This is a genomic window from Marinibactrum halimedae (assembly GCF_021234875.1).
GTDB lineage: Bacteria > Pseudomonadota > Gammaproteobacteria > Pseudomonadales > Cellvibrionaceae > Marinibactrum > Marinibactrum halimedae.
The window spans coordinates 43,201-61,006 of record NZ_JAJQVM010000012.1; the positions used below are offsets into that span (position 1 = coordinate 43,201).

Consider the following 17,806-nt stretch of genomic DNA (forward strand, 5'->3'; position numbering starts at 1 on the left):
TGTTTATGAATTACCGTTTGTTCATGAATTATAGCTTGTGCATGAAATATAAGTGATATCACTAAAAAGGCGCGGCCCCTATCTGAATCGGAGTGCTTTAAGGAAAACCCCAGGCTTACCCTGGGGGATTTTCGATTTAGGCAAAATAGTGAATAAAATTCGAAGAAAAGTGTTTCAAGTTTGGAAATAAATTATTTAATACGCTGTCGTCGTTAAAACCATACCAACGTGCCAGTGAAGCAAACATTTGCTCATTGGATGTGGTTGGTCGCAAACTGGTATTGACATTTTGGTAAGGTAAATCTCCGTATATTTTGCCGCCTTCAACCGCACCGCCAACAATAAATTGATGTCCGGCCCAACCGTGATCGGTACCATTACCATTGGAGCGAATGGAACGACCAAAATCAGACATAGTAAAGCTGGTGATTTCGTTTGCTATCCTTTCATTTTCTGTAAAGTCATAAAAACTCGCCATTGCATTACTCACATGAGACAACAAACCAGGATGCGAATTAACCTGGTTATTGTGAGTATCGAAACCCCCGAGTCCGACAAAAAATACTTGTCTCTTCAGTCCTTGTGCTTTGCCCAGTCGTATAAACTTCGCTACAGCGCCCAATTGTTTGCCCAAGCTACTGTCTGGAAACTCATGAGCAATACTGACACTGCTTAACTCTTCTGCCAACCATGCATTATTGTCAACGGCGTTATTGTAAAGCCTGGAAAATGCAGACTTGAGTATATGGTCACTTTGGTAGCTGCCGTGGTAATTATCTATCAGTTCTTGACGATGAGTACGTCGATTATCCCAACTTCTTGAATATCGATAGTCTTTACCGATTTCACCACTGGTTGGTACAGAATAGGCGCGACTATTCAGACCTGTTTGCCAGGAATTACTGCCACCGATACTGATATTGCGTAAGAAGTTGGTATTCTCTGCTGCGTCGCCAAAGTAGGCATCGAGTAATCGTCCGCCCCAGCCGGTAGGCTTTTGGCCTAAATCTGCGCCACGCATCCAGTTTTCTTGTGAGGCATTGTGGGCAAATAACCCCTTAGGCTTTGGTCCATTGGGCAGTGGGCTAATCAGTGCTCCAACATTGCCTTGTATGGCGAGTTTTTTACGATCGAATAATGCTTTTACCGCGCTCATTTCATCAACAAAGGCGAGTCTGCCCTCAAAACTTTGCCCTTCGGGAAAAATTTCCATTTCGGCAGACGCCTGTCTCGCGAGCGAGCCTCGTACTGTTTGGTAGTCTGCAAGAACACTTCCCTCCATAGGTACTAGCATGTTATGGGAATCATTACCGCCGTACAAAAACACACAGACCAATGCTTTGTAATCACCTTGGTCATTCGGTATAGCGGCATTCAACATTTGCACACCCGAAGCGGTGTAAGCGACGGTCGCACCAGCAGTGAGTTTTAACGCTCCGTTGATAAAGCCGCGTCGATTTATTTTTACATTTTTCATTTTATTTTCTCCACGACTGTATCAGCGTTGAACCATAAAGTCAGGGCTGGTGAACAACATCATCATGGTGTCTCGCACTGAGCGATAACGGTCACTTTGATGCTGCATAATGTGTTTGATTTCATTGCGCATCGCGTCGGACATCTCGCCTGATGTAAACATTAGGTCAATGTAATTGATGGCATTTTCCACTTCTTCATCGGTTTTATTGCCAATCAAACTGACAATACGTTGCCCGTGTGCTCGATTTGCTTCTGGTCGTTTCAATATATTGTGAAAGATAAAGTTAAAGCCGTTTAACATCGCATCTTCGGCGTAAACACCAAGTACAGGAGATACGGTATTTTCACCGACTGATGCAGGTGGGAGTGTATTTGAATCTGGCGCTTGAATTGGTTCAACTAAATGAAATGAAAAGGTTGAATCAGCTTGGTCTAGGACACTATTAATCGGTGTACGTATCAGCACCCAACTTTTGTGGCGCATATACTCATTGCCATAGTTAAGTGACTCTAGTGCACACTGATTCACACAAGTAAGTTGGTCACTGGTTTGTGTTTCGCCAATCCAACTAACATCGCCACGGGCTTTCCAGCTTGCATCTTGTCTGTATAGATTTGTGTTGGTGTAAGCATCAAGATAGATACCCCCACCTTTGTGCCTTAAATAGTGGTTAGGTGTATCTACGGATTCTAAAGAAATTGTCCCTGTTTCTCCCGCTATTCCTGGCACAATTTTCCATTTCGTTGCTTCGATATTGTCGGTTGAATTATCAATCCTAACTTGCTTACCGTCACCGTAATGGTGAATGAAATGGTTGGGATAATTATCTGATTCAAGCTGTACAATTTCTTCACTGGGTATGTCAGGTGGGTCAATATCTCCTGGTGCTGCCGCACGGGTTAATAATGGATGTGCGTAATTAAATTGATAAAAATTGAATACAGAAGGTGCCATCATGGGGGCACTGAATAGGCTATCTGCGAGCCCGTAAAAGCCATATTCTGGTGTGTCGCCGTCTTGCCAAACATCTAAGACGCGATAGTAATGGGTCAATGCCAATAGGGGTTCTCTTACCTTACCAAAGACGGTTGTATCGTTAATGTGCCCATGTCTGGCTTCGTTGTGAAGTAATATTGCTTTGGCTACGGCGGCCAGATCGCCCTTGACGCCTTGCCCATTGTCATTAAATACACTGGCAACGTCTTTGATATAGTTTGGTGATGGATTAGAGGTCACTAGCATTTTTATTAAACGTTCACTGACAAACGGTGCCACATTTGGGTGGGCAAATATATTATCGAGTGCGGCATCAACCTCGTCCTCGAACTCGTCATGAGACATACCTGAGTTAGCTGCTAAGATTTGTCCGTCCGGGTGCTCAGGGGTTGGGAACAAGCGTTTTTCCGTTTTGTCGTGCCTGCCTAATGCGCGTATAAGAGGCACTGTGTAGTCACCAAAACGGTCATCACAGGTGTAATTACCAGAGTCTCGTCGAATATCTTGGAAGCAAAAACCGGTAAATACTTTTGCAAACGCTTTTATGTGATCTTGGGTATAGGTTTCGATGCGTTCGCCATTCTCAAGCTTAAAGGTGCCATCCATATTCAGCTCATAAAGTCCTATACTCATCAGCTGCAACAGTTCTCGTGCATAATTCTCATCTGCCTCTTGTGCACTGTTAGCGGGTGCCGCGTTATTGGGTGCATAGGTTAGAAAAACCCCCATCGCCGGATGCATGGTGACGTCGTACATTAAATCACGGTAATTACCTAAACCGTGTTTGATTAAGGTATCGTAATAAGTAACCAAGCCAGATTGATGGTTATGCAATTTAGTACCTGCTTGCGATACAACAAATATCTGGCTAAGTGCAAACGCCATGCGTTGCCTTAATTGATCTTCAGAATAGAACGCCGAGTGAAACCAGCTGCGATAGCGGCCCATAGGCCTTCTTCCAAAGTCTTGCCCTTTGTATTGAAAGGTGGGGGGTAACATTAATTGCTCATCAACCCATTGTTCAGCGGTCATATTTTCTAAACGATTAACGTCTGATTGAGAGGGGCCAAATGTCCCTTGCTGCAAAAGCCTCACAGCTTCCAGCGGTTCCATGGCTGCGGCATTGGCACTTAGAAATACTCCCATGGCAAAGGTGATAAGACGATTTCCAAAAAGCGTTGAATTAGTGGGGGGAGAAGCGGTAGGTTGCGCATCGCGTAACGTTGAAGAGAAGGGGGGGTACTGGCTCTTATGCTGCTTTGCATGTAATCGCAAATAGAATTCATCACAACGAAATTCTCCTGTTGTTCAATGAAAAAATACTGTGTTTTTTATTGCTATTGAAACAGTTGTTTCCTTAGACGCTAGTAAGGTTTTGCGCGGATTAAAATTACATGGACTTACATCGAGTTACATCGAATCACACGCCCTTACAGACTTATAGCGCTCGTCTTCGGTATAATTAAACGCTAATGTCAGTTGTTTTTATCAGTCGTTTTTAATGAAAGAAGTCATGCACTGGCAGTCGTGGGCAGTGTTAGCATGTTCAGAGAGGGATTAAGATTTGTCTGTCAGTCTGCAGATTTATCAAAAAAATCATTCAGAAAGTAGAGGAGGCAAAATTTTTTAAGCAAAAATATCTTGTTAAATAAAAAATTAATTGCTTTCTTGATTCTTACTGGGTGTTTTCAGGTTTCGGTGAAAACTTAACTTGAACTTGCCCAGAGAGTTTTTGCCCGAGCGCATTGCCTTGAATGCCAATTGTCATGGTGATTTCGGCGATGCCGTAATGATCGGGTATCATTTTTTCTAGTTTCTTTGTAATGATTTTAGGAAACAGTTCTTTTAACACTTGGGCGTTTTGATTGTCATCGTCATCGTTTTTCCCCAGAACGGAAATTTTGGGTGATTTTTCAGATTGAAATGTTTTGATATCGTCATCGGTAATCGTGATGGCAAATTCAGTCATAATGCGATGTATTCCTTATAGAGTCAGTTTTATTGAATGGATTCTAAGCTTGCTTCGCAGTTGCCAAAAATACAAAACCACAAGGCATAGCATTTTTCTGGTGTGATGTTACCGTCATCGGCGAGTTCGCCTTCCAAGGGGCGTTTCAGTAATGTCCATAATTCAAACACCGCTGAGCAAGCTTGTTTTCTGGCGAGTTCAATTAATCGACTGGCGAAATCAATACCGGCTCTGGCCGCAATAATGGAAGAGGGGGCAATAACGGTACAATCGCTGGAGGCGACAATGCGAGCGCCGTAACCTTCCTCTTTTATATCCGCACGTGCGGTACTGCAAGACATAATAAAGACGACGGAGCCGGGTGGAAACCGATGGGTATAGCAATTGTCGCAAGTGAAATGGACATCTTCACACAGTCGCAAACCTCGATCTACCTCATGCTCGCATATCCAACTGATCAATTGCTTATTCGACACTTTTTTGGTGAAATCGCCAATTAAATCGGTAAGGTAAACATCTTCACCTTTGCTTTCAAAAATGGCGGATGCAGTTTGTGCAGCCTCGTGGGTATAATCTTGATTGAGTACCGGATCGAGACAAATAATTCGACCAGAGACTTCTTCGCATTTTTGCATTGTATCCATGGTGGTTTTGGTGGGTATGCGTGATATAACACAGTTATCAGATAAAAATTCACCTTGCTCGGTATCGGGGTTATAGAGCGACTCCCACGGAACCCATTGCATGTTGGTGGCCAGGCAGAAAATGTCTGAGCCAGCAGCGTGCTTCCATAACTCGGTCATAACATCCTTGGGTAGCAATAAACTGGCGATAGTTCCGCCAAACATTTTTAAATCTTCAAAGAAAATTTTTCTTTTACGTTCATTGTCTTTGATGTCAACAATGCCTTCTTTAATTTTGTTATCAACAAAAGTCCAATACTCTTGGATTTTTCTTTGCAATGCTTCTATTTTGTTGGTGGATACCTCTTGCTCCATAATGGCATAGCGGGCAGCGGGATCATTGCCGCCATTAATGTCGATTTTTAAGAGGGATTTTTGTTCGTCATAAAAGGCGAAGCAGTAAGTCAGTATTTTTGATTTCATGGTGTGACCTGCTTTGTAAATAAGGCACGGCTGTCAGCAAAAACCGTTAAAGATGAAGTGGGTAATGTTTGGCTTTCTTTTATGTTGGATAAAGCAATTTCACCCATATATTTACTTTGATAAGGTTGTTTTTTTAGGGGCCACATGGCTCGACAAGGAATTTTGTTGGTCTCATTGTCTGCCATTAAATGAACCATAATAACCTCTGGTTCGTGGGGTAATTTTAGTAACAGCTCGGCATGTAATAAGTTATTGGACTCTGGTAGTAATATCGGTGGGTGCTTGAACACAAACTGCCCTTTTGAACCTAGATTCCAGGTATGAGACTTTTGCTCATTTTGTTGCAGTAAGTGCCCAATGCTTTCTGATCCATAGCTTCGTAGTGTTTTCTCAATTTGTTTGATTTTATGATTAATGTCTTCTAACTGTATACAGAAACTCTCTGCGACCTCTTTAATGCGCTTATTTTTGGAGCGCTTTCCGTTGTTGCCAATACGCAGGGCAAGGGAGTGAATACGGTGGCATAGTAAGCCTGAGTGTCGAAAAATACCTGAGAGCTTTTCTCTAAATCTGGATTTTTCGATGATGGTACATTCTAATTCTTCAGCTTCTACTAACGCATGTAAGTATTCGAGAATAGAGTTGGTTCTTTGGTGAAAATCTTCTTTAGATTCTTCATTCCACCCTTTATGATGTAGGGGGATATCAAATATAGCTTCATAAAGATAGGTTTGTTCTTTAATTAACTGTTCTAAATAATAATTACCGGCTTCTGAAATCGACACATGGCTGATGTCTCTCACTTTATATTCGTGCTCGGGAGAGGTAAGAAGTCGAGTATCTAATAGCATTTCCATGGCTTTCTTGACATGAGATTCTGCGTATAAATTTGAAAACCATTCAAAAACGGAGTACTTTTTCACTAAGCCCTTAGACCAATAACATGCCGATAGTACCCGATACAAAATGGTATAGCTTAGCCCAAATTCATTGGACTCTAGAAAGAGAATGTTCGAGACTACTGAGCGTCTGGATGAACGAAAATAGCGGTGTCCTGAAAGCATAAGCCCTTTCAAAAAGTGCTCAGACCAAGAATGTTTACGGTCGTCCGATTTACTGTCATGGCGGCTAGCCAGTGTTACATCAAATAGGGTTCTGAAATCTAAGTCAGGAAATCGTAAAAAACATTGGAAGCAGAGCAAAGCTCTACGAACGTTATTATTCGATAGACCTCTAAGTATAAGATCTTGATGGGCAATATTGAGTATATGATGATTGACGCGTTGAATAGCTTCTTTGCGATTGGCAACCGATAAAATAAAGCCAGACCGTGGGTCTGAAATGGAGATGGGTTCGGGAGATAAAAATATACGCTCAATGCGCTTGTTGATAATTTCTTTAATGTTCGGTGGCGAAAGGTAAATTCGGAACGTATAAAAGGCACCACGATTTGCATCGGTTTCAACATGAGTTGCAAAGGTCGGTGGTCTCATGCTTAAAATGACAGGGTTGCCATCTTGTAAATATAAAGCACGCGCAAGGTGAGAAATTTTAGAGACAGCGCTAGAGGTCATTTGGTCTAGATTGTCAAATGCAATAATTATCTTTTTTTCAGGTGCAAGCTTTTTAAAGTGCTGTATATATAGGGTGATCGACGTTGAGTTAATAAGGTTTTTAGTCGCTTCTATGTTTTTTTGCAAAGTACTGGTCTAAGCCATTGCAGATCTCAAAAGCTTGAGGCTTTTTTATGTGAAGTTGAGTATAAAATTTGCAGTCTTCATGGAGTCGGCGGCACAATTCGTAGTGCCGGAAATCATCATCACCAATAAGAAGCCCATCAACAATAACGGGTAAGAAATCATTGAGTGAAGGGCACTCTTTTACCATCCGCCGAAAAATAAAAGATAAGTACGTCGATTTCCCTGATCCGACTGACCCAACGATGGCAAGCACTTTATTTGATTTGGAGTTCAATAAAAAATTCAGAAAATCCAGTTCATAATACGCTGGCAGTAAGTGATGGCCTGGCGTAAATTGGCGCAAGAATGACAAAATGTCATCGGGTAATCGTGATGCCATAGCATCAATAGTATCATTGTCGAATTCAGACGGACGATTACAGATGTAAGATTCTTGAATGTTTAATTCGAGTTTCAGTGAGTCATCGACAAACGCGGCGTTAATTTCATTTTCCAGCGCGACAAAAAAGGGATTGTCGATTGAAGCATTAAAGCGTTGAGAAGGCCTAAATAAACTGGCTCGAATGGATCCATGCTCCATCATATCAAGTTCCTTTTGAATGTAGAGTGCCTCACGAGTGTGTCAGTAAGGACTCATGAGCAGCGCATTGAAAATGAGTATAGACTTTTTATAAATCTAGCGTTAGGTTCATATATATGTGTCAGAAATGCTACTGATCACTCAGAATATTTTAGAATTTTAACGAGTTGCTTTTATGGTAGTGCGATGAAAAAGAGTCTTGAAATTCTTTGTTGTCTTTTAACACTGTTTTCAATGTTGAATAAGTTTGTTTAGGTGTCATTGAATAAAATCGGTGTTAAGAAGAAGTGGCAATAATGGTGATGAGCTCTCTCAGCCAACACTGTAGAGGGTCGTTGTCTGTATTTTTGTGCCAAAATAGATGCCATTCCACTGCCGGTACGTGAAAGGGCAAGGGGAAATAGTGAAGTTTGAGTTGGGTGGCTAACGTTTTCGGTAATGTCCACAATAGATCGGTTGATTCTAATATTTTGGGTGCCAGTAAATAGTGTTGAAGCCGTACTCGAATGTCACGATGTTCTCCCAGTTGTTGCAAGCATAAATCCACCGTATTACTTCCGTGGCGTCGACTGGAGATATGCAGGTGTTTGGCGTTTAAATACGTGCTTAAATCAAGTGAATGTTTCGCCAGTGATGGTTTTGCTAGTGATTGTTTCTCAAGCGATGGTTTCGCAAGCGGATGGCGCTTTCTTACCGCGCAGACGTAAGCATCCTCATGCAGCTGAGAATGACGCAATTGTGGGTCTGCAATGAGAGGAACATCAATGGCAAAATCCAATCTTCGCGCTGCCAATTCATGAATGAGCCGATCCCTTTGCACATAGTAACTGCTGAGTGTCATTCCGGGGGCGCTCTGCTTGAGGTGTTTTAACAGCCTCGGAAGAATCATTGACTCAGCAAGATCATTCATGCTGCAACTGATTCCATGAGAGGAAAGCTCAGGGGTAAACGTTTTCGAATTTGCCATTAGGCTATCTTGCATTAAATTCAGAGCGGCTCTTACCTTTTCAATCATGGCTTCTGCCGTGGGGGTGGGTACCATGCTCTTGCCCGAACGAATAAACAGCTCGTCATCATAAAGCGCACGCAGTCGGTTAAGTGCATTGCTGACGGCAGGCTGTGTGATAAAGAGGGTTTCGGCGGCTCGAGTCAGATTGCGCTCTTGGTAAATCGCAGCAAAAACCACAAACAGATTCAAATCAATTTTTTGTAGAGTGTTCATTTTTTAAACTATATGTTTTGTGAATAGTACATAATTCATGAAATAAATTTAAATTATGGCTAACTCAGCGCTATTCTGAAAGTCTTAGTGGGTCGATCAATACCTGAATCGGTTTACATTGACTGAATAATTGAAAGGAGGGGGGGGATGTCCAATGTATTGATGGTGCGCCACGGGCAAGCGTCATTTGGTGCGGCCAATTACGATAAGCTCTCTACATTAGGCCACCAACAGGCTCGCTGGTTGGGTGACTACTATCGTGTGCAGGGCTTGCGGTTTGATCACGTGTTTGTAGGGGAACAAGTCAGACATCGAGAGACGGCAGAAAGTCTCTGTACCGCTTTTGAGGGCACCGTTGAGCCGTTTCAAGTCCATGCAGGATTGAATGAATTTGATTTCAAAGCGGTGATCGCCGCATACCAAGCGAAGTCTGCTAATCAACAGGTGTTGGAAGGGATGACACCCCGTGAATTTTTTAAGTTGTTGCGAAAAGCCATGTTGGCGTGGATGAGCAATGAGTTAGACCCCTCGCATCACCCCGATTTTCAAGAAACCTGGACAGACTTTACCGGAAGAGTGCTCGCGGCAGCAGAGGTGATTGGCCAGGCAGCACGAAATGGCCGCGTACTGGTGGTGAGTTCTGGTGGCGTGATGTCAACACTGATGGCCCATGTGTTGGATTGCCCCAATGAAAGCATTATTGATATTAACCTTCAGGTGAAAAATACAGCTCAAATTACCTATCAAGCGACCTCAGGTGGGTTCAAGTTGACGGGTTTTAATGCAACACCGCATTTGGAGTCGAGCGAACGATCAGAGTTCATTACCTATAGTTAATGAATTCTGATCGTTAACGGCAAATTGATCGTTAATTTCAAACGGATCGTTAACGTTAGAATTCTAGAATAGGGTTAGAACTCCAGAATAGGAATGAATGGCCAGTATAAATTGAAAATCAATGGATACTTATTCTAACAATAAATACCTCATATCATGAGAATCGGAAGTCGCCTTATGAATTTTTCTTATAGTGAAAAAACCCAAGCTCTTATGGATTCGGTTACGGCCTTCATGAACGAGCATGTTTTTCCAGCAGAACCCACTTATCAAACTCAATTGAATGCACAGCGTTGGAAAACACCGGCGGTGATGGAGTCCCTTAAGCAAAAAGCGCAAGCCCAGGGGTTGTGGAATTTGTTTTTGCCGACAGCGTATCTTCCTTACGGTAAAGGGTTAACCAACTTGGAATATGCGCCGTTGGCGGAAATAATGGGTCGCTCTATGATTGGTGCAGAGGTATTTAATTGCAGTGCACCCGATACCGGTAACATGGAAGTCTTGGCACGCTATGGCAGTGAGGAGCAAAAAGAACGTTGGTTACAGCCATTGTTGGATGGAAAAATACGTTCCGCTTTTGCCATGACCGAGCCAAAAGTCGCTTCTTCCGATGCCACCAATATTGAAACCTCCATTGTGCGCGACGGAGACGAGTATATCGTTAATGGCCATAAATTTTACATCAGCGGCGCCTGCAACGAAGAGTGCGAAATATTGATAGTGATGGGAAAAACGGACCCGGACAACGACAATAAATACGTTCAGCAAACACAAATTCTTGTACCGAGAAACACACCGGGTGTTCAAATTGTTCGCCCCATGGAGGTAATGGGTTGGGATGATGCCCCAGAAGGGCATGCTGAAATTATTTTTGAAAATGTGCGAGTTCCCGCTAGCCATATCATTTTAGGGGAAGGGAAAGGTTTCGAAATTGCCCAAGGTCGACTTGGCCCGGGTCGAATTCATCACTGCATGCGCATGATTGGTATGGCACAGCGTTCGCTTGAGTTAATGTGTGAGCGATCTGAGTCTCGTGTTGCCTTTGGAAAAACGCTCAGTAAACAGCAATCTGTGCGTGAAGTCATTGCGCTTTCGGCCTGTGAAATCGAGCAAGCTCGACTGCTGACTTTAAAAGCGGCCCATGCCATGGATACGGTTGGGAATAAAGGCGCCAAAGAGTTAATTGCCATGATTAAAATTGTCGCACCTCGTATGGCGTGTAATGTCATTGATCGAGCGATACAAATTCATGGGGCTCATGGTTTGGGTCAAGATTCACCGCTGGCTCGTTTTTATTCCTATGCACGAGTGGTGCGTTTGGCGGATGGCCCGGATGAAGTGCATATGATGCAACTGGGACGAAATTTAGCGTCTGCCTATTCATTTTAAATACGCTTTTTAACTATGCTTTTTAACTACGCATTTTAACTACGCTTTTTAAATACATCGATCATCAGTAGTTTATGAGTAGTTTATTAATCACTCGAACAATCATAAAGACAAGAATAAAGAGAGTTTGGAATGGATAAAGTCTCCGTTGACCAATTAGATGTTAACGCGTTAACCGAATATTTGCGCCCAATTATCCCAGAGTTAGGTACGACGTTTACGGTAGAAAAGTTTGCCGGTGGGCAATCTAACCCCACCTTTAAATTAAGTAACGGTAAAGACCACTTCGTTTTACGTCGTCAGCCTCCAGGAAAATTACTGAAATCCGCTCACGCCGTCGATCGTGAATTTCGTATTCAATCGGCTTTATTAGAGACACCGGTTCCGGTGGCCAAACCCATTCATTTATGTGAAGACGCTTCTATTATTGGTTCCATGTTTTACGTTATGGAATTGGTAGAGGGCAATATTTATTGGAAAGCCGCGCTGCCAGAAGTCTCTAATACTCAACGCGGTGTCATGTACGAACAGATGATCGATGTGTTGGCCGCGATTCATTCAGTGGACATCGAAAAAGTAGGCTTATCAGACTACGGTAAACCTGGAAATTATTTTCAGCGACAGTTCGATCGATGGCAACAGCAATATCGTGCCGCAGAATTAGCGCCGATTGCGGCCATGGAAGACTTAATGAATTGGCTCCGTGACCACCTTCCAGAAGACGATGGCCGTTGCACCATTGTGCACGGAGATTATCGCTTAGATAACCTTATTTTCGCGCCGGATAACCAAAAAATTCTTGCGGTCATTGATTGGGAACTCTCCACACTGGGGCACCCTTTTGCCGACATCGCCTATCAATGTATGCAATTACGAATGCCGGCCAATATCGGCACCATTTCGGGGTTAATGGGTGTTGATCGTGCCGCCTTGAGTATTCCATCGGAAGAAGAATTTGTGCAGCGTTATTGTCAAACATTGGGCATTGACGGTATTGATCACTGGGCGTTTTATTTAGCCTTTAGTTACTTTCGTTTAGCGGCAATTGTCCAAGGTGTTGCAAAACGCGCCGTAGAAGGCAATGCGTCTAGCAAGCAGGCTCAAGAGGTGGGTCAGTATGTTCAACCTTTAGCGGAATTTGCATTAGATGTCATTAACAAGGCATAAACGCGCTTTTATTGTGTATTAAAAAGCGCTCTAGAATAGGTGTTAAGTCGTTGTGATTTAGATAGTGTTTGTGATTTAAATAGAGATCGTGATTTAAATAGTGGTTGTGATTGGATTAACAATTAAAAATAAAAGAGAGAATTATGAAAGCCATTGTTTGTGAAGAATTTGCACCAATTGATCAATTGAAGTACCGAGAATTTCCAGTGCCTACCGTAAAACCGGGTCATGTATTAATTGATGTACTGGCGGCGGGTGTGAATTTTCCCGATGGGCTGATAGTACAAGGCAAATATCAGGTAAAACCGGAATGTCCGTTTGTTCCCGGTGGTGAAGTGGCCGGTGTTATTCGGGAGGTAGGAGAGGGTGTACCACATTTAACGCCAGGCCGAACGGTTGTGGCATTGCCTCGTGTAGGAGGGTATGCAGAGACGGTATTGTGTCCAATGTCTCATGTGATGCCATTGCCCGATTTTATTCCCCCGGTCGAGGCCGCAGGACTCATCACCGCTCACGCGACGGCTCACCATGCCCTGAAGCAACGGGCCAATTTACAACCGGGTGAAACACTCGCGATTACGGGGGCGGCAGGCGGAACAGGCATTGCGGCAGTACAAATTGGCAAAGCGATGGGAGCAACGGTTATCGCCATTTGTTCTACAGAGGAAAAACTCGCTTTTGCGAAAAGCCAAGGCGCTGACATTCTCATTAATTCCTCTACCAGTGATGTGAAGGCGGAGTTGAAAAAAATCAATGATGGAAAAGGCGTTGATGTGGTGTACGAAACGGTCGGTGGTGATTTATTTCATGCCTGTACCCGCGCCATGGCTTGGAAGGGGCGATTGTTAGTTGTGGGATTTGCCGGTGGTACCATTCCTGAATTTCCCATTAACTTGGCGCTCGTGAAAGGGTTTTCGGTGGTCGGGGTTTTTTGGGGATCGTTTACGGCCCATGAACCACAAGCCTTTATGGATAATATGCAGGAGTTGGTGGCGTGGTATCAACAAGGCAAAGTGAAAGTGGTGGTGGATACCGTATTTCCACTGGAGCAGGCTCAGCAGGCACTGGAACACGTCACGGGTCGAAAAGTCATGGGTAAAGTCATGTTGCAAATTGGGGAACAATAAAAGTTTGGGAACAATAATAGTTGGGGAAAAATAAATAAAAGCACAGCAGAATACGAGAAAAACAGAGTAGTCCTTGGGACGGTAGGTGAACTTTATGAAAGATTTATTTGATTTATCCGGAAAAGTCGTTTTATTCACTGGTGCCAGTACCGGTATCGGTAAAGCAGGTGCGAAACTCCTTGCGCAAAAAGGTGCGCATGTCATTATTTCAAGCAGAAAACAAGAGTCGTGCCAAGCCGTTGTAGATGAAATTACGGCCGATGGAGGCAAAGCCGAAGCCTTGGCCTGCCATGTTGGGAATATGGACGATATTCAGAAAGCGTTTGAGCACATAAAATCGACCCATGGCCGTCTTGATGTATTGGTGAATAATGCTGCCGCGAATGTGCAATTTGGCCATGTATTGGATACCACATTAGAGGCGTTCACCAAAACGGTTGATGTGAATATTCGAGGGTATTTTTTCATGTCGGTGGAGGCAGGAAAAATCATGAAGGCACAAGGCAGTGGTGTCATCATTAATACCGCCTCCATTAATGCGCTATCGCCTGGGTTAAATCAATCGGTTTATTCCATGACGAAAGCGGCAGTAGTGAATATGACCAAAGCTTTCGCAAAAGAGTGTGCTCCCTTAGGAATTCGATGCAACGCGTTGCTGCCTGGGTTGACGAAAACAAAATTCGCGGGCGCCTTGTTCGATGAGTCCGTTTACGATTCCATCGTCCAAAATATTCCTATGCGTCGTCATGCAGAGCCGGAAGAAATGGCAGGCACCATTCTCTATCTTGCGTCCGATGCGAGCAGTTACACGAATGGAGAGTGTATTGTCGTGGATGGCGGTATCAATACTTAGTGTATCGCACGGAAGATTTATTGATTGAATTAAAATGAAAAGGCCTCAGTAAAATCCTGAGGCTTTTTTATTTACCCCTTCAACTTCTCCTTTCTCAACTTCTCCTCTCACAACTTCTCCTCTCACAACTTCTCTGGAGCGATAAATTGTCATTTAGGATATATAAGCTTGCTATAAGACAGCATGGTGTATGTAGTAAAAGCTCATCTAATTAGGGGAATGCTGGGTTTGGGAGATGGGCGAGTTGACCAATAAATTTTTATTGGTTTCAACATTGGTTTGGATGTTGGCTGTGATCATCATAACGTATTGCAGTAGAGCACTGTTTAAATCATACCCTTGTCTGGTGAGTTCGAATTTAAAATCCTGGAATGCAAATTTTAGGGCCCTATAGTCATCAAGTGTGTTTAGGGCAATCGGAGATGTTCCTCCTTCTTTTAATTTTCCTTTTACCCAATCTCTATTGATAATGATTGGGTCTATATGCTCATGTTTAGGAAAATGAATGACATAGCTAAACTGAAGTTTTTTGGTGCTATCGCATGGGGACAGCTTTTCTAGAGCTAAGTCTAAGATAGGGGTAGAGGGCTTTGTGCTAGATTTTAGCCCCCAATAGGTGATTTTGTGTCTGTTGTTTTTGTCCGTGAGCTCTTTGGTGTAAGTTATGGTTTTCTTATTGTCATTATTAACGTAGGCATCGGCTTCAAAGAATTTAAAGAATCCACCTTTTGCGCTGACTTTTGCTCCGCCGCCCACTTCAATAACGGATTCTTCTGTCTTGGAATTTTCACATCCCCACTCTACAGGGGGGGTGCGAGTTCGAGCCCATGTTGGAAATTTTGTATTAACAGGACCAGGGCTGACTAAATTGAAATGATATTCAAACTCGGTTTCGGTCATCGTTTGTGTGCGTGTTCTTACATAGTACGCGTTATCTCTCAGGCTTAGGAAGGGTTGAGGGTATACCACTTCAACCCGGATGCCATCCTCATCATCAATGACAGAGGTCATAAACTTATCACCACTGTGAAAAGTTTCTTTTTTGAAACGGAGAGGGCGTTTCAAATAAGCAACATCTCTTTGAATTTCATTATGCTCATCGTATCCCCATCTTGATACTTCTCCTTCAAGACCGCCAGGTGTTATGACTCTTATCCGTCTTTTGTAGGAATCTTCGGTAGGGATTTTAACTTTTTTTAAGACGGTGCCGGGTTCTATAAAGGCTCTAATATCCTCGGATTTTGTTACATAGAGTATGTGGCTTGTATTCACCACATATGATTCGGAGGCAAATACAGTTCCAGAAAGGATAAATAATAAAAAAGCTGTGAGTTTGTTCATTGAGCTTCCCTTGGCTGATCAGTCAATAATGCTGATGCATTTGTTGAGTCTTATTTAAATTTGCTGATTCTTATTTTAAAGTGGCACTCTGATTTTAAGATGATTTTTTATCCTTCTGGAATTATAAACTTATCAGATTTCAGTATCTTGTGCCATGCAGTCTAATTGTTCTTGTTTGTATGTTTTTGGCTTCTGTTGAGGGAATGATTGGTGTGTCAGTGCTGCATGTTTTGTCATGATAATTTCTTTGTTGGCTTTTTATGGTTATTTTTCTGACAAAAGTTAAAAGGGTGTCTTGACGAGTGCTGATATTTTTTGAGATTTTTATGGATTGTTTTGGTGGTGTGTTGCGTGATTAAAGAGGTTTTTGGGTGTCATCAAAATAATGCCATCAAAATTAAGTTTATGTCATTCGGCTGATGTTTTTTGGTTTCCATTGGTTGGTTGGATAACGTTTTGTAAGTGTTCTTTGCTGTCCCGTAGTTTCTTCTCTTGATTACTAGGAAATACTATGAAAAAAACAACATATATAATTAATTTAGTGCGTTTGATGGTTCTTTTTATTTCATTTGCAAGTAGTGTGTTGGTGGAGGCGGTATCAGGTATTTACGCGGGTGGGCCGGTTTACCGGGAGCGTGGTTATGCTATTAATGAGTTGAAAAACTCGGGTTTTACTAATTTGGTGGTATGGACAATTCATATCGAGAGTGATGGTAGCTTGGGGTTTAACGGTGAATTTCCGTTGGTAGAAGATGGCGTCTATATTGGGGATCAAACCCACCCTAATTTTCGTAGCGATATTGCTTCATTGAAAACGGGGAATACGTCTATTACTCGGGTAGAATTTGGTTTAAGTGCGGCGGGCTCAGGCACTTATGATGCTGTCAGAGATTTGCTCAATTGCCAAAATGGTCGTTGTCAGACGGATCCGAGTTCGATTTTGTATCGAAATTTTCAGGCATTAAAAGAGGCTTTTCCATCGGTAGATGCGGTTAATAATGACGATGAGAGTGAGTATCATGTTGAGTCTGCTGCAGCCTTCCATATTATGCTTGCTGATATCGGTTTTAAAACGGCCATTGTTCCTTACACACGGCAGTCTTTTTGGCGATCTTTTGTAAATGAGGTAAATGGCGCGCGACCCGGTACGGTTGACGCTTTGTATTTGCAAAATTATGCGGGAGGTTCTGGAAATAATCCGTGCAGTTGGGATTTGGGTATTCCGGTTTACCCCGGCCTTTGGTCTCGTAATGACTCGCCCTCCCGTGTAGAAAGTCGTATGCGAGATTGGAATAACCGCTGTGGCTCGGTGGTGGAGGGTGGCTTTATGTGGCTTTATGATGATTTTGATAATAGCCCGAGTGTCGCTCAATATGCTCAAGCCATCAATAATGTCTTTGGCAGCACTCCGCCTCCGCCCTCTACTTCATGCAGTAGTGTGCAAGGGTTTGAGTCTGGAGAGGGCGGATGGCAAAACTCAACAACCTCTTCATGCTCAACTGGGGCTTTTGTTGTTGGTCGCCCAACTGAAACCACATCCAGTGGTGTTGTCATTCAGGCTGAAGGTGCTGCTTTGGGAAATAATGCATTATTTACGGCCACCAATTCGTCCGCAGGTACCAATGATGTGGATGGAGGCGTTTGCATTGTTAACTCCCCAATCTACTCGGTTGATCAGGAATCTACGTTGTCGTTACGCTACTTTCATGGTCAACGAGACACAGGTGATGATGCTGAAGGTGATTATTTTCGTATTGAGGTCTCTACTGATGGCGGAAATACCTTCCAGAATTTAGTCGGTAATGGTGATACTCGATCAAGCGCAAGTTGGTTGCTTGCTTCTCGTGCTCTTCCTGCTAATTCTAATGTGGTGGTTCGTGTTTTGTGCTCAGATGGGGCAAGTGCAGGTGATTTAGTGGAATGTGGTATTGATGATGTCCGAATTTGCTCTACGCCTTAATTTTCTGTATTTGAATCCCCTGTGCTTTAACTGTCTGTATTTTAATTCGCTGTAAGCTAAAATTTATTTGATAGAAGAA

At 43.0% G+C, this 17,806-nt stretch carries 14 protein-coding genes; 6 read left to right on the plus strand and 8 right to left on the minus strand.

What is annotated here, in order from left to right; all coding sequences use genetic code 11:
* Positions 1 to 136: 136 nt before the first annotated feature.
* The 7 genes from LU351_RS08760 to LU351_RS08790 all read right to left on the minus strand — a co-directional run bounded on the left by LU351_RS08760 (position 137) and on the right by LU351_RS08790 (position 9,053).
* Positions 137 to 1,477 (minus strand): DUF1501 domain-containing protein, encoded by a 1,341-nt coding sequence (locus LU351_RS08760; protein WP_232593691.1) that lies wholly within the window; start codon positions 1,475 to 1,477, stop codon positions 137 to 139.
* 21 nt (positions 1,478 to 1,498) lie between these two features.
* Entirely contained in the window at positions 1,499 to 3,751 is a 2,253-nt protein-coding gene (locus LU351_RS08765) for a DUF1800 family protein (protein ID WP_232593692.1), read from the minus strand.
* A gap of 400 nt (positions 3,752 to 4,151) precedes the next feature.
* Positions 4,152 to 4,445 (minus strand): hypothetical protein, encoded by a 294-nt coding sequence (locus LU351_RS08770; protein WP_232593693.1) that lies wholly within the window; start codon positions 4,443 to 4,445, stop codon positions 4,152 to 4,154.
* A gap of 29 nt (positions 4,446 to 4,474) precedes the next feature.
* Positions 4,475 to 5,551 (minus strand): hypothetical protein, encoded by a 1,077-nt coding sequence (locus LU351_RS08775; protein ID WP_232593694.1) that lies wholly within the window; start codon positions 5,549 to 5,551, stop codon positions 4,475 to 4,477.
* Entirely contained in the window at positions 5,548 to 7,125 is a 1,578-nt protein-coding gene (locus LU351_RS08780; RefSeq protein WP_232593695.1) for a hypothetical protein, read from the minus strand. The genes LU351_RS08775 and LU351_RS08780 overlap by 4 nt, the downstream gene beginning before the upstream one ends.
* Before the next feature lie 100 nt (positions 7,126 to 7,225).
* Complete coding sequence (locus LU351_RS08785) at positions 7,226 to 7,834, minus strand: hypothetical protein (RefSeq protein WP_232593696.1); 609 nt, start codon at positions 7,832 to 7,834, stop codon at positions 7,226 to 7,228.
* 274 nt (positions 7,835 to 8,108) lie between these two features.
* Complete coding sequence (locus LU351_RS08790; RefSeq protein WP_232593697.1) at positions 8,109 to 9,053, minus strand: LysR family transcriptional regulator; 945 nt, start codon at positions 9,051 to 9,053, stop codon at positions 8,109 to 8,111.
* 147 nt (positions 9,054 to 9,200) lie between these two features.
* On the opposite strand from LU351_RS08790, the gene LU351_RS08795 reads away from it, so the two are divergent.
* From LU351_RS08795 to LU351_RS08815, 5 genes are all read left to right on the plus strand, one after another.
* Entirely contained in the window at positions 9,201 to 9,890 is a 690-nt protein-coding gene (locus LU351_RS08795; protein WP_232593698.1) for a histidine phosphatase family protein, read from the plus strand.
* A gap of 177 nt (positions 9,891 to 10,067) precedes the next feature.
* Complete coding sequence (locus LU351_RS08800; RefSeq protein WP_232593699.1) at positions 10,068 to 11,279, plus strand: acyl-CoA dehydrogenase family protein; 1,212 nt, start codon at positions 10,068 to 10,070, stop codon at positions 11,277 to 11,279.
* A gap of 132 nt (positions 11,280 to 11,411) precedes the next feature.
* Complete coding sequence (locus LU351_RS08805; protein ID WP_232593700.1) at positions 11,412 to 12,446, plus strand: phosphotransferase family protein; 1,035 nt, start codon at positions 11,412 to 11,414, stop codon at positions 12,444 to 12,446.
* Positions 12,447 to 12,589: 143 nt separating this feature from the next.
* A complete protein-coding gene (locus LU351_RS08810) occupies positions 12,590 to 13,573 on the plus strand; it encodes an NADPH:quinone oxidoreductase family protein (protein WP_232593701.1) in 984 nt (327 codons plus the stop codon).
* Positions 13,574 to 13,667: 94 nt separating this feature from the next.
* Positions 13,668 to 14,426 carry an SDR family oxidoreductase gene (locus LU351_RS08815; protein WP_232593702.1) on the plus strand — a complete coding sequence of 253 codons (759 nt, stop codon included), beginning with the start codon at positions 13,668 to 13,670 and terminating at the stop codon, positions 14,424 to 14,426.
* Positions 14,427 to 14,633: 207 nt separating this feature from the next.
* Here LU351_RS08815 and LU351_RS08820 read toward each other — a convergent pair whose 3' ends face one another.
* The gene (locus LU351_RS08820) at positions 14,634 to 15,767 is read right to left on the minus strand and encodes a hypothetical protein (RefSeq protein WP_232593703.1); all 1,134 of its coding nucleotides are present in this window, start codon (positions 15,765 to 15,767) and stop codon (positions 14,634 to 14,636) included.
* Between the two features lie 511 nt (positions 15,768 to 16,278).
* Here LU351_RS08820 and LU351_RS08825 point away from each other — a divergent pair.
* Positions 16,279 to 17,727, plus strand: a complete 1,449-nt coding sequence (locus LU351_RS08825) for a hypothetical protein (protein WP_232593704.1) — start codon at positions 16,279 to 16,281, stop codon at positions 17,725 to 17,727.
* Positions 17,728 to 17,806 lie beyond the last annotated feature (79 nt).

Coding starts and splice junctions, on each gene's coding strand:
- LU351_RS08760 (WP_232593691.1), bottom strand. CDS start 1,477: ATGAAAAATGTAAAAATAAATCGACGCGGCTTTATCAACGGAGCGTTA.
- LU351_RS08770 (WP_232593693.1), bottom strand. CDS start 4,445: ATGACTGAATTTGCCATCACGATTACCGATGACGATATCAAAACATTT.
- LU351_RS08775 (WP_232593694.1), bottom strand. CDS start 5,551: ATGAAATCAAAAATACTGACTTACTGCTTCGCCTTTTATGACGAACAA.
- LU351_RS08780 (WP_232593695.1), bottom strand. CDS start 7,125: ATGACCTCTAGCGCTGTCTCTAAAATTTCTCACCTTGCGCGTGCTTTA.
- LU351_RS08785 (WP_232593696.1), bottom strand. CDS start 7,834: ATGATGGAGCATGGATCCATTCGAGCCAGTTTATTTAGGCCTTCTCAA.
- LU351_RS08790 (WP_232593697.1), bottom strand. CDS start 9,053: ATGAACACTCTACAAAAAATTGATTTGAATCTGTTTGTGGTTTTTGCT.
- LU351_RS08795 (WP_232593698.1), top strand. CDS start 9,201: ATGTCCAATGTATTGATGGTGCGCCACGGGCAAGCGTCATTTGGTGCG.
- LU351_RS08800 (WP_232593699.1), top strand. CDS start 10,068: ATGAATTTTTCTTATAGTGAAAAAACCCAAGCTCTTATGGATTCGGTT.
- LU351_RS08805 (WP_232593700.1), top strand. CDS start 11,412: ATGGATAAAGTCTCCGTTGACCAATTAGATGTTAACGCGTTAACCGAA.
- LU351_RS08810 (WP_232593701.1), top strand. CDS start 12,590: ATGAAAGCCATTGTTTGTGAAGAATTTGCACCAATTGATCAATTGAAG.
- LU351_RS08815 (WP_232593702.1), top strand. CDS start 13,668: ATGAAAGATTTATTTGATTTATCCGGAAAAGTCGTTTTATTCACTGGT.
- LU351_RS08820 (WP_232593703.1), bottom strand. CDS start 15,767: ATGAACAAACTCACAGCTTTTTTATTATTTATCCTTTCTGGAACTGTA.
- LU351_RS08825 (WP_232593704.1), top strand. CDS start 16,279: ATGAAAAAAACAACATATATAATTAATTTAGTGCGTTTGATGGTTCTT.